Genomic DNA, 26,185 nt, shown 5'->3' with positions numbered 1-26,185 from the left:
TCCGAAATAATACCCCGGGGGGTAATCAACCCATGACGACCACAGAGATCACCGAGGCCGGTCTGGCCGCGGTCATCGAAGGCAACGACATCGTCTTCCTCGACTTCTGGGCAGCCTGGTGCGGCCCGTGCCGCGCGTTCGCGCCGGTGTTCGAGCACGCTTCGCACGTCCACCCCGACATCGTGTTCGGCAAGGTCGACACCGAGAGCGAGCAGAGCCTTGCTGCCGCATTCCAGATCCGATCCATCCCGACCCTCATGATCTTCCGTGAGGGGATCCTCGTGTTCTCGCAGGCGGGGGCGCTCGCCGCTTCCCAGCTGGATCAGCTCATCGACGCGGTTCGGACTCTCGACATGGATGCCGTTCGCGCTGAGGTCGATCGCATCGATCAGGAAGCGGAGGTCGCGCGATGAGGATCGTCATCGTCGGCGGCGTCGCCGGAGGAATGAGCTGCGCGGCGCGCGCCCGTCGCCTCGATGAATCCGCGGAGATCATCGTCCTCGAGCGAGGCGCCCATGTCTCGTTCGCCAACTGCGGACTGCCCTACTTCGTCGGCGGCGAGATCGCCGACTCCCGCGCGCTGCTCGTCCAGACGCCTGAGTCGCTGCGCGCGGCGCTCGCCCTCGATGTGAGACCGGGCAACGAAGTGATCGCCGTCGACGCACACGCCCGAACCGTCACCGTCCGGTCCGCGGAAGGCCTCGAGCAGCTGGCCTACGACGCTCTCGTCCTGTCGCCGGGTGCCTCGGCCTTCGTGCCGCCGATCCCCGGGGTCGGCTCGCCACGCGTGCGCACTTTGCGCACCGTCGAAGATGCCATCGCCCTTCGCGACAAGGTCGACTCGGGGGCCCGCCGTGCCGTCGTCCTCGGTGCCGGGTTCATCGGCATCGAAGCGGCGGAAGCGCTGGCGGCGCAAGGCCTCGACGTCTCCGTCGTGGAGCTCGCCCCGCAGCCGCTGCCGCCCGTCGAGCCCGAGCTGGCTTGGCTCGTCGCCCAGGAGCTGCGCGCACTCGGCATCGACCTGCGCGTCGGTATGGCCGCGACCTCGATCCATCAGGGAACGGATGCCGACACCGTCGTGCTGGCGGACGGCACCGAGCTCGAGGCCGACCTCATCGTCATGTCGGTGGGCGTGCGCCCCGACACGGCCGTCTTCGAGGAGGCCGGCGTCGCGTGCGAGCGCGGCGCGATGATCGTGGACGGTCACGGTCGCACGAGCGTCCCGGGCATCTGGGCGGTGGGCGACGCGACGCTGAGCGTCGACGCGGTGACCGGCGCGCGCCGGCCCGTTGCTCTCGCGGGTCCCGCGAACCGCGCTGGACGACTCGTCGCCGACGACATCCTCCGGCCCGAGACCGCGCGCGAGATTCCGCAGCCCATCGGGACCGCGATCGTGCGTGTCGGGTCGCTGACGGCGGCCCTGACCGGCGCGAACCGGATGGCTCTGGATGCCGCGGGCAGCGGATTCCGCACGCTCCACCTCCACGCGAACCAGCACGCCGGGTACTTCCCCGGCGCGAGCCAGATCCACCTTGTCGTGCACATCGATCCCGAGTCGGGCCTGCTGCTCGGTGCGCAGGCCGTCGGCACGGAGGGCGTGGACAAGCGCATCGACGTGCTGGCCACTGCTATCCGCGCCGGCATGACCGTCGATGAGCTCATCGACCTGGACCTCGCCTACTCGCCGCCCTACGGACAGGCGAAGGATGCCGTGAACCTCACCGGCATGGTCGGCGAGAACGTCCTGAACGGCACCCTGAGGCTCTGGTACGCCGAGGACCTCGACGACGTGGTCGACGAGGCGCTCGTCCTCGATGTGCGCCGAAGCGACGAATGGATCACAGGGCACGTGCCCGGCGCGCTGCACATCCCCCACACCGAGCTTCGAGCGCGCCTCGACGAGGTGCGCGCACACGCGGCCGGCCGGCCGGTGCGCGTGATGTGCGCCTCGGGTGTTCGCTCGGCGATCGCCCACCGCCTGCTGACGCAGGCAGGCTTCGATTCCGCGTCGCTGTCCGGAGGCATCCTGACCCTGCGCGCCACCCTCGGCGCGCGAGCCGCCGACGTGCTCGAGACCGAAGACGCGCTGCAGGGTGTGTGACGCGCAGAAGCCGAATCCCGACGAGACCCGAAGAGGAGCCAGCCCGTGTGCTACGCGGTGACATGCAAGAAGTGCGGAAAGACGACCTGGTCGGGGTGCGGTCAGCATGTCGATCAGGTGATGGGCCGGGTTCCCCGGTCTCAGCGGTGCGAGGGTCACGCCCACGAGCCGTCCAGCGGATTCTTCGCTCGCCTGTTCGGCCGCTGACCGGGCGCGGCGAGCCGTCGGGGCTCGCCGCGCCATGCCGCGGCCTCGCCGTGCCGATCCGCAGCCCCGGTCACCAGGTCGTGACGTACTCTGATCGGCGTACCAGGGCGGCCTGTTCCACCAGCGGCAGTGCGCTGTCGACCGACTGCTCCGTTCGGCGGATGATGTCGGGGGACGTCAGCTCATGGTCGGTGAAGTCGCCGTCCGAGGCGTAGACCCCCCGGGGCAGGGTGAGCGCCTGGAAGAATCCGAACAGCGGTCGCAGCTGGTGATCGATGATGAGCGCGTGGCGCTCGCCTCCTCCGGTCGCAGCCAGGAGCACCGGTGTGCCGATCAGGGCGTACTGGCCGACGAAGTCGAACAGGTGCTTGAACAGTCCCGTGAACGACGCGCGGTAGACCGGGCTAGCCACCACGAGAAGGTCGGCTGCCTCGATTGCGCGAAGTGCGGTCTCCACGGCCGGTGCGACGTCCGCCCGGTTGAGGACGCCGGCGAAGCCGGCCCCGAGCGCAGCCACTTCGACCAGCTCCGTCTCGGCGGTGACGCGCTCCTCGACGGCGGAGAGGATCGCCCGCACGAGCGCTGTCGTGCGGCTCGGCGCGTGCAGCGAGCCTGAGACCCCGACGACGCGCAGGGGTGGCGAGGTCCGCGTGGTCCTCGCGTCACCGTCCGCTGAGGACGCGATCGGGGCGATGAGCGGATCGATGCGTTCGCCGATCGCCGTCACAGCTGCTCATCCGGAGCGGCGACCGGACGGCCGATCGTCAGCATGAGCCGGTTGGCCCAGTTGAAGAACGCCGCCGAGTGCACGACATCGGCGATCTCCAGCTCGGAGAGGCCGGCCTCGCGAAGGCGCCGCACGTGCGGGAGATCGAAGGCCGGGGGAGTGGCGGTCAGCGCCGCCGCGGCGTCGACGATCGCATCCCATCGGCTTCCCAGCTCGGCGTCGATGCCCTCGTCGAGCAGACCGTCGATGAGATCGGGCGCCTTGGAGTAGTGGGCCGCGAATCGAGCGTGCACCGATGCGCAGAACACGCACCCGTTGACCCTCGACGCGGCCGTCGCGGCCAGTTCCCGCTCTGCCCGGGGGAGTCCCTGCGACGTGTTGTAGAAGATGTCCTTGTCGACGAGGGTGCGTGCCCGCAGGATCTCGGGGTCGCGGGCCAGGAGGCGGAAGTAGTCGCTGGTTGCGCGGGCGCGATCGACCAGGCCGTCGTAGTGGCGTTCGGAGAGCTCGTCGACGGCGAGCGGCTCGAGCCAGGGCAGCCAGCCGACCTCCCCGCGCGTGAAGGCGTGCGGATAGGGCTGCTCGTGGACGAGGACGGCGGCGGGAGCGGTGATGTCGGTCATGCGGGGTTCTCCTGACTGGCCGCGAGGACGCGGAGCCCGGCCGCGACGCGCTGCTGGAATGCGAGGAAGGAAACGAGCTGCGAGAGCGTCACCACGCCGTCCGGAGTCCAGCCGGCGTCGAGCAGCCGCGCGTGATCCGCAGCACACGCCTCGCGAGGGCGGAATGTGAGCAGATGCGCGTGCACGAGCGCCGCGGCGAGCGGCTCGCCGAGCTCGTCGCGCACGGCGATGGCCGGCTCATAACGCCGACCGTCCGTGCTCTCCTGACGGAGGCCGTCTTCGCGGTAGGCGCCGAACGGGCCGGCGGTGGCGGCGTCGGATGCCTCGGCCAGGACGACGGCGGTACGGGCGGCGTCGACCGCCCGCGCGGCGTCCGCATAGAAGCGCGCGGCGGCGTCGTCGGCGGTCACGCGCGTTGCGAAGGCGGCGACGAGGAGCCGCTGCGCGAGGGGGAAGGCCCCGTCGTCCAGCGGCGCGAACAGCGCCTCGTAGCTCCCCTGGAGCTGATCGCGCGTCACGGGTCGCTCGCGCCGGAGCCGGTCCACTTCCCCGCCGGGATCGACGGCGCCGAGGATGTCGACGATGTCGATGCTCTGGATGGTCATGCAGTCTCCTTTCCGAGACGGTCGTAGCTGTGGAGCGAGAACGCCGGCGCGCCCCAGCCGAGGGCGGGAGCGACCTCGGTCGCGAACAGCTCGATGGAGCGCAGCACGAAGTCGTGCGGGGCATCCACCGAGTGCACCTGGAAGGCGACCTCCGTGGCTCGCGTCAGCGTCGGGTCGTTCGCGAGCGATGCGGCGACCTCCTCGGCCGTGCCGAGGTGGCTGTCGGTCGCTGCGATCAGTTCGTCGAGCGTGTCGCCCGGGATGTGCTGTCCTGCCCGGCGGAAGCCCTCGGCGGCGCGCCGCAGGCCGACCTCCGCGAAGCGGTGCGCGTCCGCGCGATCATCAGCGACGAAGACGGTGCGGGATGCCGTGATCCGCGGCGGGGCGTCGGCAGGAAGCGCATCGAGATAGCGGTCGATGATGGGATTCTGGATGTCGCCGAGCGACGCCTCGCGCGCATCCGCCGGGCGCGGCTGGGTGCGGGACAGCAAGAGACCATGACTGTGGCGTCCCGCGCGAGCGCCACCGGCTGCCGAGAACGTCGCCTGCCACACGCGGGACGCGAGGGACGGGGCATCCGTCTGCTCCCAAGGCTGCGGATACAGTCTGTTGCCGCCCCCCACCTCGCGCCCGCAGAGCGCGTCGAGCAGCACCGCCAGCTTCTCGTCGTACACGGCGGCCTTGGCCGCCGCGTCCTGCCCGAAGGGGAGGAACGACGAGGGTGTTCCGCCGCTGCCGAGGCCGAGGTCGATGCGCCCGCCGGAGAGCAGGTCGGCGACGGCCGCGTCCTCGGCGACCCGGACGGGATCCTCGAGCGGAAGGGTGACGACCCCGGTGCCGAGGCGGATCTCGCTCGTCGCCGCAGCGGCATGAGCGAGGAAGACGAAGGGCGCGGGGAGGCCTCCCTCCGCAGCGCGGAAGTGGTGCTGCGCCACCCAGGCTCGTGCGATTCCGAAACGCTCGGCGTGCCGGATCTGATCGGTGGCCAGGCGATAGCGCTGTGCGGCAGGGACGTCGTCGAGCAGACGGGTGAAGAAGGCCAGAGTGGGGGCGGTCATGCGGCGATCTCCGATCGTCCGGGCACGGCTCCCAGCAGCTCGCGCGTGTATTCGTGCGTGGGAGCGGTGAAGATGTCGGCGGTGGTGCCCGACTCCACGACCCGGCCGTGTCGCATGACCGAGATCGTGTGGCTGATCCGGCGCACGACGGCGAGATCGTGGGAGATGAAGAGGTAGCTCAGCTCGAGTTCCTGCTGGAGCGACTCGAGCAGCTCGAGGATGCGCGCCTGCACCGTGACGTCGAGTGCCGACACGGCTTCGTCGAGCACCACGAGGTCGGGGCGGATCGCGAGGGCGCGGGCGATGGCGACGCGTTGGCGCTGCCCTCCCGACAGCTCCCGCGGCGAGCGCTCGAGGACCTCGGCCGGCAGGGCGACGCGGGCGATGAGCTCCGCGACGCGCGCCCGCCGCTGCGCCCGCGTTCCCTCCCCGAAGTTGTCGAGCGGCTCGGCCACGATCTGCGCGACGCTCTGGCGCGGGTCCAGCGACGAGAAGGGGTTCTGGTACACCAGCTGCACCCGTCGCCGCAGCTGCCGCAGGTCGTTCTTGTCGAGGCCGGCGATGTCGGTTCCGTCGAGCTCGATGCGCCCCGCGTCGGGCCGGAGGAAGCGGGTCACCAGCCGTGCCGTCGTCGTCTTGCCCGAGCCGGATTCGCCGACGAGCGCGTGGGTCGTTCCGCGCCGCACGGAGAAAGACACGCCGTCGACGGCACGGAACGCCTGGCCGCGGCGCCCCGCCGCTCCGAACTCCTTCACCAGCCCCTCCGCGTGGATGGCGTAGGGGTTCTCCCCGGCAGCGGCCGCGGCGTCGCGCAGGAAGAGCGGCGCCGACGGCCGGCGGAACGCGACGTCCCCCAGCGCCGGCGCGTCGGCGAGGAGCTGCCGTGTGTACGGGTCTGCCGGAGAGGAGAGGATGTCGGAGCCCTCACCCTGTTCGACGACGAGGCCGTCGTTGAGAACCACCACGCGATGGGCGCGATCGGCGGCGACGCCGAGATCATGCGTGACGAGCAGCACCGCGGTGCCCTCTTCGCGCCGCAGCTCGTCGATGAGGTCGAGGATGCGCCGCTGCACTGTCGCGTCGAGGGCACTGGTGGGCTCGTCCGCGATGATCAGCCGCGGACGGAGGGCGATCGCCGTCGCGATGAGCACCCGCTGCCGCATGCCGCCGGAGAGCTCGTGCGGGTACTGCCGTGCGCGCAGACCCGGATCGTCGAGGCCCACCCGGTCGAGGAGGTCGAGCACCCGTCGGCGGCGGGCCGCGGCATCCCTCACCCCATGAAGACGCAGGATCTCTCCGACCTGGATGCCGATCGGCCGCACCGGGTCGAGAGAGGAGACGGGGTCCTGCGGGACGAGACCGACCTGACGGCCGCGGACGGCGCGCAGGCGCTTCTGACTCCAGCCGCTGATGTCGACATCGCCGAGGAGGATCGATCCGCCCTCGACGCGGCCGCCTTCAGGAAGGAGGCCGATGACGGCGTGGGCGGTGGTGGACTTGCCCGAGCCGGACTCGCCGACGAGCGCGACGACCTCGCTCTCTCCGACGGCGAAGTCGACGCCGTGGACGACCTCCCGCCTTCCCTGGCGCTGCGAGTACGACGCCCGGAGACCCTGTACTTCGAGGACGCTCATCGGGTCCCCCTTCCGATCGATTGGCTGATGCGGTTCGCGCTGAGCACCACCACGAGCACGACGAGCCCGGGCAGAGTCGTGAGCCACCACGCGGTAGCGACATAGTTGCGGCCCTCCGCGATGAGCAGGCCCCACTCGGGGGTGGGCGGCGGTGCGCCGTACCCCAGGAAGCCGAGGGTCGAGATCGCGAGGATCGCGGTTCCGAACTGCAGCGCGGCGAGACCGACGACCGTGGTGAGCGAATTGGGCAGCACATGCCGGCGCAGGACCGCGCCGAACGAGCCGCCGCTGCCGAACGCCGCTTCGACGTAGTCCGTGCGGCGCACGCGGACGACCTCGGAGCGCGAGAGTCGTGCGAACGCCGCCACGCTCACGACGCCGACGGCTATCGCCGCGTTGATCGTGCCGAAGCCCAGCAGGATGATGACCGACAGCATCAGGAGCAGACCCGGGATCGACAGCAGCACGTCGACGAGCCGCATGAGCACGTCGTCGAGCCATCCGCCCACCGAACCTGCGAGCACCCCGATCAGCGTGCCTGCCGCGAGCCCGACCGTGACCGCGATGAGGGCCCCCGAGAGGGAGTGGATCGCCCCGTAGACGACTCGCGCGTAGAGGTCGCGGCCTATCGCGTCTGTCCCGAACCAGTGCTCGGCACTCGGGGGCAGGAGCTTGTCGGCCGGCACGCCGTCGATCGGGTCGTACGACGTGAAGAGCCACGGTGCGAGCGTCCACAGGACCGCGATCGAGATCACGGCGATCGCGAGGACGAGTGACGACGACGGCCGCCGTCCGAGCGCGAACAGCCGCGCGGCCGACGTCCTGCGCTCCGGGAGCCCCGCGGGTGCGCCGGCGTCGCGTGCGACGGGGTCGATGACGGTTCCGGATGCCTCGTCCCGGCCGCTGTCGCCGGCCGAGGCATCCGCCCCCGCCGGAAGCGGGGGACTCTGTCGGATCTGGGTGCTCATGCGAGGGCCTCCTGCCGTGCCGGCGACGGCGTGCAGGCAGCGCGCCGAGGGGTGCGCAGCCGCGGGTCGAGTGCGGGGTAGAGCAGATCGACGACGAGGTTGACGGCGACGAACGTGAGGGCAGCGAGAACGACGATCCCCTGCAGCACGGGGATGTCCTGATTGGCGACAGCCTGTTCGGTCACCCGGCCGATGCCGGGCCGGCCGTATACCGTCTCGGTCACGACGGCGCCGCCGATCAGCTCCCCGAAGAGGACGCCCGCGATGGTGAGCGCCGGAAGGAGGGCGTTGCGCGCCACCGACCGCCACAGCACCCACGAGCGCGACGCCCCTTTCGCGCGCACGACGGTCACGAACGGCTGCAGGTTCACGTCGTCGATGCTGCGGACGAGGATCTGCGCCAACGGGGCCGAGATCGGCACCGCGAGGGTGATGACGGGAAGGATCAGGGCGACGAGGGGGTCGGCGCCGACGATCGGCACCCAGCCGAGTCCGAACGAGAAGACCTGGATGAGCAGGATTCCGAGCCAGAACACCGGCACCGCGACGAACACGCCCGGCAGAGCCTGAAGTCCGCGCCGGAGCCAGCCGAAAGGCGTGAGCGTCGACAGGAAGGCGATCGCGAAGGCGATCACGGCCGCGAGCGCGAATCCGAGCGTCGCGAGGGCCGCGGTCGGCGGAAGGGCCTCGCCGATGAGCTGCAGCACTCCCGTGCCGTACTGCGTGGAGTACCCGAAGTCGCCATGGGCGTAGCCGCTCAGTGTCGCCCAGTACTGCTCCCACCATGAGGAGTCGGCGCCGTACGCGACGCGGATGGCCTCGACCTGATCCGGCGTAAGCCCCAGCTCGGGGTTGTCGTACTTGATCAGGATCGCGTCCCCGGGCAGCAGCTGGAGGAGGATGAAGGTGGCCGTGAAGGCCGCGATCAGCACGATCGCGGCCTGCCCGGCGCGTCGGAGCGCATAGCTCATCGGCGGATTCCGCTTCTTACTTCTTGTCGAGCCACACGTCGTAGAAGAGCGGGCGCGCGACCGACTCGAACTCGACGCCGTGGACGTAGGGCGCGGCTCCGTACACCTGCGGCTCCTCGAACAGCGGGATCACGTACGCCTGCTCCGCGAGGTAGTCCTGAACGGCCTGCGAAGCCGCGATGCGCTTGTCAGGGTCCGGCGTCGAAGCGACGGCCTCCAGGAGCCGGTCGAGTTCGGCATCGTCGGACAGCAGCGTGTTGCGGTTCTTCGTGTAGTACTGGCTCTTGATGACGTCGAGATCCGCCCGCCCGACCATCGAGTGGTAGAGGGGCGTCTTGAGCGGGTCCTTGATGTCTTCCGCGTAACTGCCGGCGTCCGCCGACTTCACGTTGAGCTCCACGCCGATCTTCTTCAGCTGCTGCGAGACGAGCTCCAGCGTCTGCTTCGAGAGGGGCTGGGCCTTCGCCTCGTACACGTCGAGGGAGAGCCGCTGACCGTCCTTCGTGCGGATGCCGTCCGAGCCGGGCTTCCAGCCGGCCTCGTCCAGCAGGCTCTCCGCCTCGTCGGGGTCGTAGGCGTAGAAGTCGGACTCATCCTTGTATCCGAGCGCCGAGGAACTCAGTGCCGACGTCGCTCGCGGGTAGTGGGAGGTGAAGACGGTGTCGACGACCTCTTGACTGTCGACGCCGGCCACCAGCGCCCGGCGCACGCGGATGTCGCTCAGCAGCGGGTTGGTGAACCGCAGGCTCAGCGCGTTGTTCACACCGCGGGTCTGAGGAGCGAAGAGGTCGAAGCCGGATGACTCGACACGGGCCTCGTCGAAGGCCTGGACGTATCGGATGTAGTCGGCCTGCCCCGACAGCAGCGAACCGATCCGGACGCTGTCTTCAGGCGCCACGATGAGGTGGATCTCGTCGAGATAGGCGCGGCCCTGATGCTCGAACGCGGGCGGCGCCCAGTCATAATCGTCGCGGGCCTCGAGGGTCAGCTCGGTGCCGAGCTTCTCGTCGGTGACGACGAACGGACCGGAGCCCACGACAGCGGCGGCGTTTCCGGCGCCCAGGTCTTCGAGCGAACGGTCGAGAGTCGCGGGAGAGAGGAGCCCGGAGTTGATGGTCGAGGTCGCCTGGAGGAATCCGGGGGCCGGTGCCGAGAAGCGGAACGTCACGGTGTCGGCGTCGACGACTTCGCTCGAGGCGTAGTTGTTGATGGCCTCCGAGACGGTCAGGCCCAGCGCGGGGTTGCCGAGGCCATAGGTGTCGAAGTTCTTGGCGACGGCCGCGGCATCCACCGGCGTCCCGTCCGAGAAGGTGACGTCATCGCGAAGGTCGAAGGTGTACTCCGTCGCGTCCGCGTTCACCGTCCAGTCCGTCGCGACCCAGGGTTCGATCTCTAGGGTCTCGGGGTCCTGCCACGTCAGACGGGCCGTGATGTTGTTCACGAGGCCGCCGTTCGGGTAGAAGCCCGCCTGCGGCGGGTAGAGGTTCGTGTAGGGCTGGTATTCGAGGTAGGTGAGTGTGCCGCCGGTGACGGGGTCGGCCGCCGCGGCCGGCGACTCCTGAGAGGCGGGCTGCTGCGAGGCGCACGCCGTGAGGGATGCCGCGGCGACGAGCGCCACCAGGGATCCGGCGACGAGGCGCGATGCGGAGCGGGACATGGGTTCTCCTGTGGTGGTCGGTGAAGGTGATCGCAACGCTATGGATGACGCCGTCGGTGTCGCCCGCGGCCCCGTCACGGCCGTTCACCGTCCGCAAACCGACGTCACCGAGCTTCACGGGGCGTAACACGGGCGGGGCGCTTCCTCGGGGTGTGCATGAGGAAGCGCCCCGGACTGACGTCCGAGGCGCTTCTCACTCCGGCGGCCCTCCCTCCGACGGCGACCGCCGAGCGGTCGGCGTGCTGGAGTCGCGGCGCACCCAGAGAGAGGCGCTCGCGGAGCGTCGCCCCGCTCCTCCCGACGAGGCCGCGACGGCGCAGTTCGGGCACGACGAGAGCGGTGAAGGCTTCGAATTGCCCCGGCTGGAATGCCGAGAGCACATTGAAGCCGTCTGCCGCGCCGGCGTTGCGCCACGATTCGAGATGCCCGGCCACGGTCTGGGCATCTCCGACGACGGGATTCGCGGGCACGGCGTGGGCTGCGATGAGGTGCCGCCACGTCACCGGCTCGCGGCCTCCCGCGGTGCGGCCGGTCCATGCCGCGACCTGCTCGAGTGTCCGCGCGCCCTGCTCGGTGAACCCTGCGGCCACCTCGGCGGGCACCGCCTCATCGACCGCGGCAGCGACCGCCGGGTGGTGCGGGTCCACTCCGGCGGCAGCGGCGAAGGCGGCCAGCGACCGAGTCGCGGGAAACGCCGCGGGCAGTTCCCGGCCGTCGTCTATCGGTACGAGCTCCAGAAGGCGTGCGACGATCGCGCGGGCCCCGGCATCCGTCTCGGCGACCACCGGCAGGATCGGCACGATCACCTTGAGGTCGTCGGGATCGCGCCCGGAATCCGCGGCGAGGGCGCGCAGCTCCGCGCGGGTGGCTGCCGCCGCGGCAGGATCGGCGGCCGCGATGAGAGCGAGATCGGCCTCGGACGCCGCGAGGGCCCGTGAGCGGGGCGAGGTTCCGGCGTGGACGATCGGGGGATGCCCCTGCGGCGGTCGTGCCACATTGAGGGCGCCCTCGACCCGCACGTGGGCGCCCGCGAACCCCGCGCTTCGCAGGCCTGATGCGTCGATGAGCACCCCGCGGTCGGCGTCGGCCACCCACGCCTCGGCATCCCACGACTCCCAGAGCAGTCTGAGAGCCCGCACGAACTCCTCGGCCCGGTCGTAGCGCGTCTCGTTGTCGGCATGCGCCTCGCGTCCGTGATTGCCGGCGGCGCGGGGCTCCGCGCCCGTGACGAGGTTCACCCCGCCGCGGCCGCCGGTGAGGACGTCGAGGGATGCCGTGGCCCGCGCCGTCGCGTAGGGGTCGGCGTAGGTGGAGTTCACGGTGGCGATGAGACCGATGCGGTCGGTGATTCCGGCGAGGTACAGGACGGCGCTCAGCGGATCGATCCGGGCGAGGAGGTACGGGTCACGGAACTCCAGGTCCGGCCCGGTCGCGAGCCAATCGCCGAAGAAGAGGTAGTCGAGGTCGGCGTCCTCGGCCAGTCGGGCGATCCGGCGGAGGATCTGCGCATCGGTCTGCGGGCTGCGATGGGCACCGGGGTGGCGCCATCCGGAGGGATAGGCGCCGAGTGTGCGGACCATTGCGCCGACGATGAGCGGCTCGCTCATACCGGCACCACCTCCAGCGACGGCGCTGGGCCGACGGCGGCAAGACGGCCGCGCGAGCGCGACCACTGGCTCCACGAACCCGGGTAGACGACGACGTCGACACCCGCCAGCGCACCCGCGAGCGCGGTGTGGGTCGCGGCGATACCGCTGCCGCAGTAAGCGGCGACGGCGACGCCCTCGCGCACCCCGACCCGCGCGAACGACGCCCGGATCTCGTCCGGCGAGCGGAACCGGCCCGCCTCGATGTGCAGTGTCGTGGGGAGATTGACCGCGCCCGGGATATGGCCTCCCACGGGATCGAGCGGCTCGTTGTCGCCGCGGTAGCGATCGGGGGCGCGAACGTCGAGCAGAAGCCCGTGGTCAGGCCAGCTCTCAGTGACGTCGATGTCCGCGATGCCGTCGGCGATCTCCGTCAACACCACATCACCCGGTGGTCGCGGCAGGACGTCACCTGTCTCGAGCGGCAGCCTTGCAGCCAGCCACCCGCGAAGGCCGCCGTCCAGGACGCGGACATCCGCGACCCCGGACCTGCTGAGCACCCACCATGCGCGGGCAGCGGCAACCGACTGTACGTCGTCGTAGACGACGACGGTGTCGCCGGAACGGATGCCCCACCGGCGAGCGGCAGCCTGCAGCTGCTCGCGCGGCGGCAGCGGATGCCTCCCCTCGCGAGGGTCGCCCCTCCGCGCGAGCTCTCTTTCGAGGTCGACGTAGACGGCTCCCGGAAGGTGTCCTTCGAGATACGCGGGTCGCCCCTCCGGTTCGTCGAGCCGCCACCTCACGTCGAGGATCCGCGGTCGTGGGGCCGAGCTCAGAAGGCTGGAGAGTTCTGCAGGTGAGATGAGCGGTGAAGGCATGGTGTCATGCTCACCGGGCCCGGCGGGCACAGGAACCCACCCCCGAAACACAGCGCGACCGGACGACATCGGGCGTTACATTCGCTCACGAGTCCGATCTCGTCGCGCGTGGATCGGCGGCGGGGAGGGGCGGTGCGACGCCCCTCCCCGCCGTCGACCCGGCAACGTTGGAATACCCCCGCAGGGTATCTGGTTCTCCTCTTCCGGGCACCTCGCGAGGTGCACACGCACCGAGGAGGATGACCGTATGACCGAGCCACACGCGGAGCACGACATGGCCCTCGGCCACAGCGAGCACACCGTTCATACGCCGCACCATCACGAGGACAGCGGCCATGACCCCCACGCCGCCCACGACGGCCATGACCCCCACGCCGCCCACGACGGCCATTCCGGTCACGCCGGGCACGGTATGGATCACGCCGCCCAGTTCCGGCGGCTCTTCTGGATCAACCTGCTGATCGCGGTTCCGGTGGTCGGCTTCTCGAGCATGTTCGCGATGCTGCTCGGCTACCCGCTGCCCGAGTTCCCCGGGGTGCATCTCATCTCACCGGTCCTCGGCACCGTCATGTTCTTCTGGGGTGGGTGGCCGTTCCTCACCGGCGCGATCGGCGAGTTCCGTGCGCGCAAGCCCGGCATGATGCTGCTGATCGGCCTGGCCCTCACGGTGGCATTCGTCGCGTCGTGGGGTGCCAGCCTCGGGCTGCTCGACCACGAGCTGGAGTTCTGGTGGGAGCTCGCGCTGCTCATCGTCATCATGCTCCTCGGGCACTGGCTCGAGATGCGGTCACTGGCTCAGACGACGTCCGCCCTCGATTCGCTCGCCGCACTGCTGCCCGATGAGGCCGAGCGTGTCGAAGGTGACCAGGTCGTGATCGTCGCGCCGTCGGATCTGGGCATCGGCGATGTCGTCGTGGTGCGCCCGGGCGGCAGCATCCCCGCCGATGGGCGGATCGTCGACGGTCGTGCCGATATGGACGAGTCGATGGTCACGGGCGAGTCGCGTGCCGTGGCTCGAGGGGTCGGCGACCAGGTCACGGCGGGCACGGTCGCCACCGATTCCGGACTGCGCGTCGAGGTCACCGCGACAGGCGACGACACGACCCTCGCCGGCATCCAGCGGCTCGTGACCGAGGCGCAGAACTCCACCTCGCGCGCCCAGCGGATCGCCGACCGCGCCGCCGCCTGGCTGTTCTGGTTCGCACTCGGGTCCGCCGCGATCACCGCGATCGTGTGGACGCTGCTCGGAAACCCGGATGCGGCGGTGGTCCGCACCATCACGGTCCTGGTCATCGCGTGCCCGCACGCGCTCGGCCTCGCGATCCCGCTCGTGGTCGCGATCGCCACCGAACGTGCCGCGCGCGGCGGAGTTCTCATCAAAGACCGCCTCGCGCTGGAGAGTATGCGCGCGATCGATAGCGTCCTCTTCGACAAGACCGGCACCCTCACGAAGGGCGAGCCGACCGTCACCGACATCGCGCCCGTCGGCGACATCGACGCTGACACGGTCCTGGCGCTCGCCGCAGCCGCAGAAGCCGACAGCGAGCACCCTCTCGCGCGGGCCATCGTGCGCGCTGCAGCCGACCACGGACTCGCGGTCGCGGCATCCGTCGGCTTCTCCTCCTCGCCCGCGATCGGTGTCGTCGCGACGGTCGAGGGTCAGGAGATCCGCGTCGGCGGCCCGCGGCTGCTCGAACAGGCCGGGGTCGGCGAGGTGCCATCGGCCGCCGCGTGGCACGAAGACGGCGCGACCGTCCTTCACGTCCTCCGTGACGGCGTGGTGATCGGAGGGGTGAAGCTCGCCGACGAGGTGCGCCCCGAATCGCGTGAAGCCGTCGATGCCCTGCATGAGCTCGGCATCCAGGTCGTCATGATCACCGGCGATGCCGAAGCCGTCGCCCGATCGGTCGGTCGCGATCTCGGTGTGGACCGCGTGTTCGCCGGAGTGCGCCCCGAGGACAAGTCGGCGAAGGTCGCCGAACTCCAGCGCGAGGGCCGACGGGTCGCGATGGTCGGAGACGGCGTCAACGACGCACCCGCCCTCGCGCAGGCCGACGTCGGCATCGCGATCGGGGCGGGCACCGACGTCGCGATCGCGTCTGCCGGCGTCATCCTCGCCAGCGACGATCCGCGTTCCGTCCTGTCGGTCATCGAGCTGTCGCGCGCCGGCTACCGCAAGATGAAGCAGAACCTGTGGTGGGCGGCGGGCTACAACCTCATCGCGGTCCCCCTCGCGGCCGGTGTTCTCGCTCCGTTCGGATTCGTGCTCCCGATGTCGGTCGGCGCCCTCCTGATGTCGCTGTCCACGATCGTGGTCGCCGTCAACGCGCAGCTCCTCCGTCGCCTGGATCTTCGGCCGGAGGCGAGCGTCCGCGCGATCCTGGGCCGGCGGTCGTGAACGCCGGGCAGGACGTTCGGCCTGTTCGATTCCGTTCACGAGAGGGATGATCGACTCACCTGCCGGCGATCTGCCCGGCGGGGGAGAGGCGGGCAGCTCATGATGTACGGACACGGTTTCGGATGGGGCTGGATGTGGCTCGGCGGCATCCTTCTCCTGCTCATCCTGGCGGCCCTCATCATCCTGATCGTGCGGATGTCGACCTCAGGTCAATCCACGGGCGCCGGGCAGGCGCCGCGGGCGGCGCCGTCTTCGGCTCGCCAGATCGCGGAGGAGCGCCTTGCGCGTGGCGAGATCACCCCTGACGAGTTCCGGCAGATCGCCCGTGCCCTCGACGAGCATCCGTAGGGTTCCGGATGCCGCGGCCGGCGCCGCGCGACACGCAGCGTCGGCAGCGGCATCCTGTCGCCGCACAGGGACTGCGCATTACCCTGAAGCGTGACCACGTCCGATGTCCCGATCGAGGAAGCGGCTCCGGAGGAGCCCGCCACGATGACCTTCGCCGCCCTCGGATTGGGCGATCCGATGCTCGCGGGGCTGCGCGACGTCGGCTACGAGACGCCGTCGGCGATCCAGGCGGCGACCATCCCGACTCTTCTGGCCGGTCGCGATGTCGTGGGCCTCGCACAGACCGGCACCGGCAAGACGGCGGCGTTCGCCCTGCCGATCCTCGACCGACTCGATCTGTCGCAGAAGACGCCGCAGGCGCTCGTGCTCGCACCGACGCGCGAGCTCGCGCTGCAGGTGTGCGAGGCGTTCGAGAAGTACGCGTCGCACCTGCGCGGCGTGCACGTGCTCCCCGTCTACGGCGGCCAGGGTTATGGCGTGCAGCTGTCGGCCCTCCGCCGCGGCGTGCACATCATCGTGGGCACGCCGGGGCGCATCATGGATCACCTCGACAAAGGCACGCTCGACCTCACCGAGCTGAAGTTCCTCGTGCTCGACGAGGCCGACGAGATGCTCAAGATGGGCTTCGCCGAAGACGTCGAGACCATCCTCGCCGACACCCCCGACACGAAGCAGGTCGCGCTCTTCTCGGCGACGATGCCGGCAGCGATCCGGCGGATCTCGCAGCAGTATCTGCACGACCCTGAAGAGATCACCGTCAAGACCAAGACGACGACGTCGGCGACGATCACGCAGCGCTACCTCATCGTGTCGTTCCAGCAGAAGATGGACGCCCTCACGCGCATTCTCGAGACCGAGAACTTCGACGGCATGATCGTCTTCGGCCGCACGAAGAGCGTGACGGAAGAGATCGCCGAGAAGCTTCGCGCTCGCGGATACTCGGCCGCCGCGATCAACGGCGATGTCGCGCAGCCCGTGCGCGAGAAGACGATCAACCAGCTGAAGTCGGGAAAGCTCGACATCCTCGTGGCGACCGACGTGGCCGCGCGCGGCCTCGACGTCGAGCGCATCTCGCACGTCGTCAACTTCGACATCCCCACCGACACCGAGTCGTACGTGCACCGCATCGGCCGTACGGGTCGTGCAGGACGGGCCGGTGACGCCATCAGCTTCGTGACGCCGCGCGAGCGCGGTCTCGTACGGGCGATCGAGCGTGCCACGCGTCAGGAGCTCACCGAGATCCCGCTGCCGAGCGTCGACGAGGTCAACGTCACGCGTCTCGCGCGCTTCGACGACCGCATCACCGCGGCCCTCGGCGAGACGGAGCGCATCGACCGCTTCCGCGACATCGTCGCCCACTACGTGCGCAACCACGACATTCCCGAAGTGGATGTCGCGGCCGCCCTCGCCGTGGTCGCCCAGGGTGAGTCGCCGCTTCTGCTCGAGCCGGATCCGGAGCCGACGCACCGAGACCGCGGCGACCGCGACCGCGGGGACCGCGGCGACCGCGGCGACCGGCCCGGGCGCTTCGACCGCGATCGCGACGGGGGCGAGCGCCGGCCTCGCACACCCCGGGCGGGAATGGCGACGTACCGGATCGCCGTCGGCAAACGCCATCGCGTCGAGCCGCGCCAGATCGTCGGGGCGCTCGCCAACGAGGGCGGCCTCAAGCGCGACGACTTCGGGGCGATCCAGATCCGGCCGGACTTCTCGCTCGTCGAGCTCCCCGCTGACCTCCCGCGGGCGACGCTCGACCGGCTCGCCGACACCCGCATCTCGGGACGGCTCATCGAACTGCGTCTGGACACGGGTGGCCCCGGGCGCGGGGCGCGTCGCGACGACGACCGTCCTCACCGCAAGCCGCGCTACTGACGACCACCCGTAGACTGCATCAACCGTTGTACTGGTGGGAGTGAACATGAGCGGCGAATGGCACCGTAAGCACCTCGGAGACGACGTACCGGAGCAGGCTCCCGGCGAGGAGACCCTCTTGGGCGCCGCTGGAGACGAAGTTCCCCCGGGGGGAGTTGTCGCGGGCTCCTTCAGCCAGGAGTTTCCCGGCGCCGACCCCTACGCCGGCATACCGGCCGACGAGGTCGGCCTCCCGCCGCTGAGCGAGGCCGAGCAGGAGGCGGTGGCCCGCGAAGCGGATCGGCTCGCAGGCGACCCGGAGTCGAACCCCGACCTCTGAGATACCGTCGCGGCGCTGCCGGTCGCGGACTGCGCCGGCGCCGGGCCATCTCCCAGGTGGGCGCTGTACGCTGGTGGTGATAGGCGAACTTCTCATTCGTCTCGCCCCGGCTGTGTGGTAACAGTCGGGGCTTTTTCGTGCGCCCGCGGACGTGCAGGGCCGGCGAGCAAGCCTGGTCGGCGAGCGCCAAACCACAAAAAAGTCCTGAGTCGCGACTCGTTCGTGAACGGGGTCGCGACTCAGGACATGAGCGGAGGATAGGGGATTCGAACCCCTGAGGGCTTTCACCCAACACGCTTTCCAAGCGTGCGCCATAGGCCACTAGGCGAATCCTCCAGACCCCGGAGGGCCGTAGGCCATCCTACCCGCGCGCGAAGAGCGCGTCGAACCAGCCCCTGGGGTCGGGGTCGGGCCCTCGTCTCGCCGCGCCCGCCCGGGGGAGCGGGGGTCAGGAGCGGGAGCGGGAGCGGGCGCGGGCGCCGGCACCGGCGTACACCGAGCCGGGGCGGATCACCAGCGACCTCGGCACCATGACGGCCACGAGCCGTTGCGCCGAGGACGCGTTCTCGAAGAGGGCCGTCCGGACGGCGGTCGCGGCATCCGACAGAGGAGTCGACTCCCACAGCCGATGCTTGCCGCCCTGCGCGTAGCTCGCGCGCTCGATCGCGCGTACGAGCTGCGTCGTCTGCGCGAGCGGCGCGCCGCTCTCATCGATCAGGCGTCTGCCGAGCGAGCGCGGCGACTCGCTCGCGGGCACCGGGATGCCGAGGTCGATCGCGGCATCGACCACGACGAGCCACGCCGCGACGGCGTCGCCCTGCTCCGCTGCGCGCAGCAGCGAGCGCGTCTGCACCGCCCGGAGAACGGCAGGGATCGCGAGGAAGAGCAGGATGACGATCACGATGCCCACCGACGGAAGCGGGTTCATGCTGGTCGTCGTCGAGCTCGCATCGGTCGTGCCCGAGTCGCCCGTGTTGCGGTCGGACTCCGGAAGGTCGGGGGTCGCCGAGGTGGAGGGCTCGAGCGGCGAGTCCTGCGGATTGTCGGCCGATCCCTGCGACGTCGCCGCCGGCGCGAAGGTCGTCGGCACGCCGAGTCCCGTGGTCGGCTCGAAGGGAACCCAGCCGATCCCGTCGAAGTAGACCTCGGGCCACGAGTGGAGCATGCTGCTCGTCACCTCGTACACGGTCTCGCCGTCGACGGAGTCGTTGGTCGCGTTGCCCGGCAGGTAGCCGACGACGATTCGCGACGGCATCCCGAGCGTCCTCGCCATGAGGGCGAAGGCCGACGCGAAGTGCACGCAGTAGCCCTCCTTGACATCGAGGAACTTCGCCACGGCGTCGGCGCCGCTGCCATCGAAGCCGTCCTCGACGGGCGCGTCGAGGGAGTAGCGGAACGCGCCGCCGCGGAACCAGCGCTGCAGCTCGGCGAGAGCGTCGTAGTCGTTGGTGGCGTTGGCGGTCACCTCTTGCGCGGTGTCGCGGATGATCGTCGGCAGGTCGTCGGGGAGGGCGGTCGTGTCGTCGCGGATCTGCGGGCCGCCGGAGTTCGCAGCGCGCATCTGCTCGAGCGTGGGCCGCGGCTGATGCGACACGATCTCGTACACCTGCCCCGCGGTCGAGGTCGTGCGCGAGAGCACGGTGCGGTTGTACGGGACGGCCTCCCAGTCGCCCTGCAGCCCGTTGACGGCCACCGCGGGGAATGTGACGGGGAGCCACGGCGACACGAGATCGCGCACCTCGACGGTCGTCGTGTACTCGGCGACCCGCACGTCGGGCTCGACCGACACGTCGCTGAGCGCGAACTCGCTGCCGAGCGGGAGGGAGCGGGAGCGGTCGGGCTGCCACACCGACCCCGTGAACTCGGAGAGCGTCGCGGCGCGCAGATACGGCGCCGACGACATGTCGGTGTGCACGAGCAGCGACACCGTCTCGCGGGGGCGGCGGAGGTCGTCGCCCAGCTGCAGTGTCACGTCGATGCCGGGCCCTGCGCCGATCCCCGCCCCTCCGGGCTGGGCGGTCGGCTGGGGGAGAAGAGGCGCCGCGACGACCGCGACGACGACGGCGATCGCACCGATTCCGAGGGCGGTGGCCGGCACTCCCGCAGATCGGGATGCCTCGCGCTCACCCTGCGGCTCTCGAGACCGGGTGTCGGCCCGGATGAGGAAGAGGATGGCCCCCGCCAGCAGCACGAACGACCACACCTCGATGCCGCGCGGCACCGCGATCGAGGGGATGAGCGACACGGCGATCAGTCCGACCCCGGCGAGGAGAGGCATCCGCGCCGTCAGCACGACGTGGTCGATGATGATCGCCAGCAGCGCCGTCGCGCCGACGATGAGGAACGACAGCTCAGGGCCGGCTTGGAGGGGCGCCGCGCCGAGCGCGATGTCGTTGGAGGCCACCGCGATCGACTCGGGGATCGCGCGGAAGGTCTCGGGCGTCGGGATGAGCCAGAGGAGCGCCGTGTCGCGGAAGTACAGGAACGTCAGCGCGACGGCCCAGATCGAGACCTCGATGAGGCTCACCGCGACCGCCGGCAGGCGATAGCGTCGCGCGACGTAGCCGGCGCCGAGGATGAGGATGACGAGGAGGAGCGAGACGCCGAGCCACGGCCACGGCTTGACGACGCCGAGCACGGGCATGAGGGCCGCGAGGATCGCGACGAACACCCCGAGGGTCAGCGGTAGGTCGGCGGGCCGGCGCTGATCCCGGTCGTCGGGGCGCCGCGTGTCTTCGGGCCGGCGGACCACCCGCTCCGTCCGCCTCGAGCCACCCGCGCCAGGTGCCGCGGGACGCGCCTCAACGGAGGGCACGGCTCACCCCCCGTTCCACGACCCCCGCCCACGCACCGGCGATGTCGGCGTCGGGATCGATCCTCGAGACGTGCCAGCCGCAGTCGAGCGCGCGCTCGGTGGCCTCGCGCGCGGGCGCGACGGCGAACAGGATGGGAAGCGAGCTGTGGTGCACGACAGGCGCGATCGCATCGGCATCCTGCCTGTCGAATCGCCCCGTCACGAGCACGACAGGACCCGTCATGACGCCCTGGAAGATCTTGGGGAGCCGGTGCAGGTGGTCGTCCTTGCGGGCCGTGAGGGTGGCGAAGAACGTGCGCACGTCTTCGACCGCCGTCATGTCGCCGCCGTCGATGCGTTCGGTCAGCGCAGTGCCGTCGGAGTCGATGACGTCGACCGCGTAGCCGTCGTGCACGAGCCTCGTGATGACCGACACGGCAACCGAGACGGCCGACTCGAACCCGGGGTCGGCGCCTGTCGCGGCCATGGCCTCGCTCGTGTAGCGCAGCACTCCGCGATCGAGGACGACGACGGCGTCGGGCGTGGACTCCTGCTCCTCCTGCCGCACCATGAGGTCGCCGCGGTGCGCCGAGGCGCGCCAGTGGATGCGCCGCATCGAGTCGCCCGGCACGTAGGGCCGCGCGACGAGATTGTCGGCGCCCTGGCCGAGCTGATTGTTCTGCGTGTGCAGCGTGCCGCCCGCGTCGCCGAGCAGATTCGTGAGCGCCGACAGCTCGATGATCGCGGGCGCCATCGTGACGTTCGTGCGCTCGGCGAAGACGGTGCGCCGCCGGGTGAGTCCGAAGGGATCGGTCGAGGTCACCACGAGAGGACCGAGAGAGTGGATGCCTCGCCGCACGCCCGTGATCGTGTATTCGAGCTCGACGAGCTTGTCGACGCCGGCAAGACCCGAGCCGACGGCGGGGAAGGTGCCGTGCGAGAGCCCCGTGACGCCCTTGGGCAGCGTGTCCTCCCACGTGCCCGGGGCCGTGGGGAAGGGCGAGCGCACCCCGACGCGCGCCACGACGGTGGACGGTCGCCCGACCGTGCCGACATCGGGGGAGAGCGACCGCGTGATGCGGTCGGTCCGTCGCACGACGTGCAGAGAGATGAGGCACGCGGCGAGGATGCCGAGCAGGAGCACGCCGAAGTACAGCAGCTCGACGACTCCGAGTTCGTTCGCGGCGATGAAGCAGGCGACCGCGAGCAGGAGAGCTCCCGTCCCGCGGGCCGTGAACGGCCACAGCCGCTTCATCATGCGCACCTACTGCCTGGCCGCGATGGGGACGCGCACGCTCTGCGCGATGCGCTCGAGGATCGTCGTGATCGCGTCGGCACCGGAGCGGGCCCGCGATCCGCCTGCCGAACGCGTCGGGATCAGCCGGTGCGCGAAGACGGGGATGAGAAGGGCGGTGATGTCGTCGGGGATGACGAAGCCCCGGCCGTCGAGGGCCGCCCACACCTTGGCGGCGCGCACGAGCTGCAGCGTCGCGCGCGGGCTCGCGCCGAGGCGGAGGTCGGAGTGGCTGCGCGTGGCCTGCGAGAGCGCCACGGCGTAGTCCTCGATCGTGGGAGCGACATGCACGCCGCGCGCCCACGCGATGAGCTGTTCGATGTGCTCGGCCGAGACGACCGAGCGGATGGCGGAGAGCGGATTGACCGTGTCGCGCTGGCGCAGCATGAGTGCTTCGGACTTCGCGTCGGGGTAGCCCATCGAGATGCGGAACATGAACCGGTCGCGCTGCGCCTCGGGGAGGGCGTAGGTGCCCTCCATCTCGAGCGGGTTCTGCGTCGCGACGACGAGGAAGGGCTCGGGGAGGAGGTGCGAGCGTCCGTCCACCGTGACCTGCCGCTCCTCCATCGCCTCGAGGAGGGCGGACTGCGTCTTGGGCGACGACCGGTTGATCTCGTCGGCGATGACGATGTTCGCGAAGATGGCGCCGGGCTTGAATTCGAACTCGCGCTCGACCGGGTTGAAGACGCTGACCCCCGTCACGTCTCCCGGAAGGAGGTCGGGGGTGAACTGGATGCGACGTACGGTTGCGTCGACGGATGCCGCGAGCGCCCGTGCGAGCATCGTCTTCCCCACGCCCGGCACGTCCTCGATGAGGAGGTGCCCTTCGGCGAGAAGGCACACGAGCGCGGAGCGCACGGCGTCGGGCTTGCCGTCGATGACGCGCCCGACGGACGCGAGGATCTGATCGGTGGTGCGGCTGAACGTGCCGGCGTCCATGGCCCCCGGCTGCGAAGACGCGCTGATCGAGGCATCCGTCACCGTCGAATCCGCCACTGCGACCTCCCTGGTCCCGCGCCCCCGGGCCTCATTGCCCCTTCTGCAGATCCTAGACGCGCAGCGGGGCGCGTGGCCTGGGAGATCCCCGCGCACGGAGTCGGGACATTGGTCCCGGATGCCGCGCCCCCGGCCTGCCAGGATGTGCCCATGACGGAAGACGGTCGTCGATCCAGAATCCTCCTCGTCGCGCTGCTCGCCGGGGTCGGCGTCGTCATCGTGATCGCGGTCATCGCCGTGCTCACACGCGGGACGCCCGACATGCTTCCCGCCGGCACGCCGCAGGGCGTCGTGCAGCGCTATGCGCAGGCGGTGACCGACGGCGACCTCACGACCGCGCGGCGATACCTCGCGACGGAGACCGCCGACAGATGCGATCGCATCGACCCGGTGCAGGGCGACAGTCGCGTCGCCCTCGTCGCCACGAAAGAGACCGGCGACAGCGCCCGCGTCGACGTCGTCATCACGACGGTCACGGGTTCGGGCCCGTTCGGCGCGGATGAGTACGAGAGCGACGGATCGTTCACGCTCGTCCGCGAGGGCGGTGAGTGGCTCGTCGACACCGCGCCCTGGGAGTTCACGATCTGCGCCGGCGGGGTGCGCTGATGAGCGCGCCGGGGGAGGCGCCCGTCACGGGACCCGCGCAGGCGGCGGCTCCCGGCGCGGGCCGGGCGCAGAGCACGGTGCGCCGGATCATCGTCCTCGTCCTCCTGTTCGCCCTCGTCACGGTGGCCGCCATCGGACTGAGCGGTCTGCTCACCCGCGTCCTCGATCCGGGCAGCACGCTCGTGACCGACGACGCGGGCCTCGCGCGGGCGCTGGCCTTCACCTTCATCGCCGGTCCGCTCGCCGGCGTGCTGTGGTGGTGGGAGCACCGACGTCTGCGCGACCCCGCGGAGCGGGCCTCGCTCGTGTGGGCGCTGTACCTCGTGGCGATGAGCCTCGTGGCGCTCGTAACGGCGACGATCGGCGCCGCATCGGCCATCGCGGAAGGGCTCGACGGGCGGTGGGACGCATCGTCGGCGTGCGTCGCGCTGGTGTGGGGCGGAGTGTGGGTCTGGCACCGCTGGATGCGCCGCAGCGCCGCGACCGCGCCGACGCGACTCGTCGAGGTGACTCCTGCGATCGGCACCGTGTACGGACTGATCGTCGCGACGGTCGGCTCGATCGGGGCGCTGCGCGCCATCGTCTCGGCGGGCCTGGAGATCTTCCTCCCGGTCTTGGTGTCGACGCGACCGTGGCTGCTCGAAGTGGGGCAGGCGCTCACCTGGGCCGCAATCGGCGCCGCGGTGTGGTGGTGGCACTGGACGAGGGAGCGGGGACGCGAGGGACGCGGCGGCTTCGCGTCGGTCCTTCTCATCCTGACTGTGGGGGCTGCGGCGGCGCTGACGCTCTTCGCCGTCGGCACGCTGCTCTTCGTCGTGCTCCAGCTCGTCTTCGGCACGGACGCCGTCGCCGTCGTCCTGCGTCCGCTCGACACGGCCGTCGCCTCCGCGCTCGTCGGGGGAATCGTGTGGACGGCGCAGAGCCGCATCCTGTCCGCCCGTCCCGATTCGGTGCGCCGGTCGGGTCGCCTCCTCATCTCGGCGGTCGCGCTCGTCGGCGCCGCCAGCGGCCTGGGTGTCGTGGTCAACGCCCTCCTCGCCTCGATCGTGTCGCCGCTCGTCGACACCGACCCCCGCACGCTCCTCCTCGGCGGGCTGAGCGCGCTCGCGGTCGGCCTGCCGGTGTGGTGGATCGCGTGGAATCCCACGCGGTCCGTGCCGGCCGAGGAGGCCGCGCTCCCCGCGCGGCGGGTGTACCTCATCGCGATCTTCGGCGCGAGCGCGATCGTCGCCGTGGTCACGCTGCTGCTCATCGGCTTCCGTCTCTTCCAGTTCGTCCTCGGCCCCACCGAAGCCGGCGGGCTCGTCGAGCGCATCCGCGCCCCGTTCGGCCTCCTCATCGCGACGGCGGTCGTGTTCGCCTACCACTTCGCCGTGTGGCGTTCCGATCGCCGGATCGCGCGCGACGTCGTGCCGCGCCAGACGATCGGGCGCGTGCTGCTCGTCACGGGCGGCGATGCGTCGGGCCTCGTCGCGGCCGTCCGGTCCGAGACGGGGGCCCAGGTCACGACGATGCGGGCGAGCGTCCCCGACGAAGTGCTCGCACTCGGGGAGGAGGATGCGCCGGCCGTTCTCGACGCGCTCCGCGGCCTCACCGCGCGGCGGGTGCTCGTCGTCGCGACGGTGGAGGGCGGCATCCGCGCGGTTCCTCTCGAGGACTGATCTCGAGTCCGTTCGGGACCGGGTAGACTCGTCTCAGCTCTCCGCGAGGCGGCATCCAGGCCAACTCCCCCAGGACGGAAACGTAGCAAGGGTAACCAGGCTCTGCCGGGTTCGCGGAGAGTCTTAATTTTCCCGGCCGTCCGGCCCGGTCGCCGGCCTTGCGACGCGATCGGCGGGCGTCGGTCAGCGGGCGAAGGGGCCCTCGAGCACCGCCCAATGCAGCAGCATGATGGTCTTCGCGTCCTGGATGCGGCCATCGCGGATCCAGCCCAGCGCCTCGTCGATGCCGAGCTCGATCAGCTCGATGTCCTCGCCCTCCGCCTCGAGTCCGCCGCGATCGCTTCGCGGCGCGGATGCCTCGTACGGCGCCGCGAAGAAGTGGATGCGCTCCGTCACCGACCCCGGGCTCATGAAGACGTCATACACGTGCTCGACCTCGCCGATCCGGACGCCCGTCTCCTCCTGCGCCTCGCGCCGGATCGCCGTCTCGGGGTCGTCATCGTCGAGCAGCCCCGCCGCCGTCTCGATCAGCATGCCGTCGGGGTGGCCGTTGACGTAGACGGGGTAGCGGAACTGCCGCGTCAGCAGCACCGTGCGCTCGGCGGGGTCGTAGAGGAGCACCGTCGCGCCGTTGCCCCGGTCGTACGTCTCGCGCTGCTGCGTCGACCACGTCCCCGAGGCATCCCGGTACTCCAGCGTCGTCTTGCGCAGGACATGCCAGCCCGCGGCGAGGAGCTCGACATCCGTCACCCGCACGTCGGGGTTGCCGTCGAGATCGAGTCCGGTGCGGTCGAGGGCCGTCCGGCCGCGATGGTCGGGGATGTCGATGCCGGGGGTCGGAGACATGGGCGGGAGCCTACTCGCCCGGTCCGTCCCGACGCG

The 26,185-nt window shown here is 70.7% G+C and carries 22 protein-coding genes, 1 tRNA gene and 1 other RNA gene; 9 read left to right on the top strand and 15 right to left on the bottom strand.

The genetic code is table 11. The annotated features are described in order from the left end of the window. The first annotated feature begins 32 nt into the window (after positions 1–32). On the top strand, positions 33–413 hold the full coding sequence (trxA, locus tag ACSBPH_RS05930; protein ID WP_442576668.1) for a thioredoxin: 381 nt from the start codon (positions 33–35) through the stop codon (positions 411–413). Beyond that, positions 410–2,101: an FAD-dependent oxidoreductase gene (locus ACSBPH_RS05925; RefSeq protein ID WP_442576667.1), complete on the top strand. Its 1,692-nt coding sequence runs from the start codon at positions 410–412 to the stop codon at positions 2,099–2,101. The genes trxA and ACSBPH_RS05925 overlap by 4 nt, the downstream gene beginning before the upstream one ends. A 277-nt stretch (positions 2,102–2,378) precedes the next feature. On the opposite strand, the gene msuE is transcribed toward ACSBPH_RS05925, so the two are convergent. From msuE to ACSBPH_RS05875, 10 genes are all read right to left on the bottom strand, one after another. Next, the gene (gene msuE / locus ACSBPH_RS05920) at positions 2,379–3,035 is read right to left on the bottom strand and encodes an FMN reductase (RefSeq protein WP_442576666.1); all 657 of its coding nucleotides are present in this window, start codon (positions 3,033–3,035) and stop codon (positions 2,379–2,381) included. Further along, positions 3,032–3,658 carry an alkylhydroperoxidase domain protein gene (locus tag ACSBPH_RS05915; protein ID WP_442576665.1) on the bottom strand — a complete coding sequence of 209 codons (627 nt, stop codon included), beginning with the start codon at positions 3,656–3,658 and terminating at the stop codon, positions 3,032–3,034. Before ACSBPH_RS05915 ends, msuE begins: the two co-directional genes overlap by 4 nt. Further along, complete coding sequence (locus ACSBPH_RS05910; RefSeq protein ID WP_442576664.1) at positions 3,655–4,263, bottom strand: CMD domain protein; 609 nt, start codon at positions 4,261–4,263, stop codon at positions 3,655–3,657. Before ACSBPH_RS05910 ends, ACSBPH_RS05915 begins: the two co-directional genes overlap by 4 nt. Next, complete coding sequence (locus ACSBPH_RS05905) at positions 4,260–5,321, bottom strand: putative FMN-dependent luciferase-like monooxygenase (RefSeq protein WP_442576663.1); 1,062 nt, start codon at positions 5,319–5,321, stop codon at positions 4,260–4,262. Before ACSBPH_RS05905 ends, ACSBPH_RS05910 begins: the two co-directional genes overlap by 4 nt. Beyond that, on the bottom strand, positions 5,318–6,955 hold the full coding sequence (locus ACSBPH_RS05900; RefSeq protein WP_442576662.1) for a dipeptide ABC transporter ATP-binding protein: 1,638 nt from the start codon (positions 6,953–6,955) through the stop codon (positions 5,318–5,320). Before ACSBPH_RS05900 ends, ACSBPH_RS05905 begins: the two co-directional genes overlap by 4 nt. Next, positions 6,952–7,923, bottom strand: a complete 972-nt coding sequence (locus tag ACSBPH_RS05895) for an ABC transporter permease (protein ID WP_442576661.1) — start codon at positions 7,921–7,923, stop codon at positions 6,952–6,954. The genes ACSBPH_RS05900 and ACSBPH_RS05895 overlap by 4 nt, the downstream gene beginning before the upstream one ends. Beyond that, entirely contained in the window at positions 7,920–8,894 is a 975-nt protein-coding gene (locus ACSBPH_RS05890) for an ABC transporter permease (protein ID WP_442576660.1), read from the bottom strand. Before ACSBPH_RS05890 ends, ACSBPH_RS05895 begins: the two co-directional genes overlap by 4 nt. Positions 8,895–8,910: 16 nt before the next feature. Further along, the gene (locus ACSBPH_RS05885; protein WP_442576659.1) at positions 8,911–10,551 is read right to left on the bottom strand and encodes a TIGR04028 family ABC transporter substrate-binding protein; all 1,641 of its coding nucleotides are present in this window, start codon (positions 10,549–10,551) and stop codon (positions 8,911–8,913) included. Between the two features lie 104 nt (positions 10,552–10,655). Continuing rightward, complete coding sequence (locus ACSBPH_RS05880) at positions 10,656–12,158, bottom strand: NtaA/DmoA family FMN-dependent monooxygenase (protein ID WP_442576658.1); 1,503 nt, start codon at positions 12,156–12,158, stop codon at positions 10,656–10,658. Beyond that, positions 12,155–13,015, bottom strand: coding sequence for a sulfurtransferase (locus ACSBPH_RS05875; protein ID WP_442576657.1), 861 nt, complete (start codon positions 13,013–13,015; stop codon positions 12,155–12,157). Before ACSBPH_RS05875 ends, ACSBPH_RS05880 begins: the two co-directional genes overlap by 4 nt. Positions 13,016–13,262: 247 nt before the next feature. On the opposite strand from ACSBPH_RS05875, the gene ACSBPH_RS05870 reads away from it, so the two are divergent. The 4 genes from ACSBPH_RS05870 to ACSBPH_RS05855 all read left to right on the top strand — a co-directional run bounded on the left by ACSBPH_RS05870 (position 13,263) and on the right by ACSBPH_RS05855 (position 17,952). Next, positions 13,263–15,413 carry a heavy metal translocating P-type ATPase gene (locus tag ACSBPH_RS05870; protein WP_442576656.1) on the top strand — a complete coding sequence of 717 codons (2,151 nt, stop codon included), beginning with the start codon at positions 13,263–13,265 and terminating at the stop codon, positions 15,411–15,413. 99 nt (positions 15,414–15,512) lie between these two features. Next, the gene (locus ACSBPH_RS05865; protein ID WP_442576655.1) at positions 15,513–15,761 is read left to right on the top strand and encodes an SHOCT domain-containing protein; all 249 of its coding nucleotides are present in this window, start codon (positions 15,513–15,515) and stop codon (positions 15,759–15,761) included. A 144-nt stretch (positions 15,762–15,905) separates the two neighbouring features. Then, positions 15,906–17,633 (top strand): DEAD/DEAH box helicase, encoded by a 1,728-nt coding sequence (locus tag ACSBPH_RS05860; RefSeq protein ID WP_442577251.1) that lies wholly within the window; start codon positions 15,906–15,908, stop codon positions 17,631–17,633. Between the two features lie 46 nt (positions 17,634–17,679). Beyond that, complete coding sequence (locus ACSBPH_RS05855; RefSeq protein ID WP_442576654.1) at positions 17,680–17,952, top strand: hypothetical protein; 273 nt, start codon at positions 17,680–17,682, stop codon at positions 17,950–17,952. Between the two features lie 251 nt (positions 17,953–18,203). On the opposite strand, the gene ACSBPH_RS05850 is transcribed toward ACSBPH_RS05855, so the two are convergent. From ACSBPH_RS05850 to ACSBPH_RS05835, 4 genes are all read right to left on the bottom strand, one after another. Further along, positions 18,204–18,288, bottom strand: a tRNA-Ser gene (locus ACSBPH_RS05850). Between the two features lie 112 nt (positions 18,289–18,400). Next, entirely contained in the window at positions 18,401–20,704 is a 2,304-nt protein-coding gene (locus tag ACSBPH_RS05845; RefSeq protein ID WP_442576653.1) for a transglutaminase family protein, read from the bottom strand. Between the two features lie 49 nt (positions 20,705–20,753). Beyond that, complete coding sequence (locus ACSBPH_RS05840; protein WP_442576652.1) at positions 20,754–22,001, bottom strand: DUF58 domain-containing protein; 1,248 nt, start codon at positions 21,999–22,001, stop codon at positions 20,754–20,756. A 9-nt stretch (positions 22,002–22,010) separates the two neighbouring features. Beyond that, positions 22,011–22,979, bottom strand: a complete 969-nt coding sequence (locus tag ACSBPH_RS05835; RefSeq protein WP_442577250.1) for an AAA family ATPase — start codon at positions 22,977–22,979, stop codon at positions 22,011–22,013. Between the two features lie 207 nt (positions 22,980–23,186). On the opposite strand from ACSBPH_RS05835, the gene ACSBPH_RS05830 reads away from it, so the two are divergent. From ACSBPH_RS05830 to ffs, 3 genes are all read left to right on the top strand, one after another. Beyond that, positions 23,187–23,642 (top strand): Rv0361 family membrane protein, encoded by a 456-nt coding sequence (locus ACSBPH_RS05830; protein WP_442576651.1) that lies wholly within the window; start codon positions 23,187–23,189, stop codon positions 23,640–23,642. Beyond that, positions 23,642–25,303: a DUF5671 domain-containing protein gene (locus ACSBPH_RS05825; RefSeq protein WP_442576650.1), complete on the top strand. Its 1,662-nt coding sequence runs from the start codon at positions 23,642–23,644 to the stop codon at positions 25,301–25,303. The genes ACSBPH_RS05830 and ACSBPH_RS05825 overlap by 1 nt, the downstream gene beginning before the upstream one ends. A gap of 32 nt (positions 25,304–25,335) precedes the next feature. Next, positions 25,336–25,432, top strand: an RNA gene (gene ffs / locus ACSBPH_RS05820) — signal recognition particle sRNA small type. Between the two features lie 54 nt (positions 25,433–25,486). Here ffs and ACSBPH_RS05815 read toward each other — a convergent pair. Beyond that, the gene (locus tag ACSBPH_RS05815; RefSeq protein ID WP_442576649.1) at positions 25,487–26,149 is read right to left on the bottom strand and encodes an NUDIX domain-containing protein; all 663 of its coding nucleotides are present in this window, start codon (positions 26,147–26,149) and stop codon (positions 25,487–25,489) included. Between the last annotated feature and the right edge of the window lie 36 nt (positions 26,150–26,185).

Origin of the sequence: Microbacterium sp. F51-2R, assembly GCF_052180235.1 — a bacterium.
In the GTDB taxonomy this organism is placed as follows: domain Bacteria; phylum Actinomycetota; class Actinomycetes; order Actinomycetales; family Microbacteriaceae; genus Microbacterium.
Note: the sequence above shows the minus strand (reverse complement) of the source record. Positions and strands in the feature narration are given on the sequence as shown.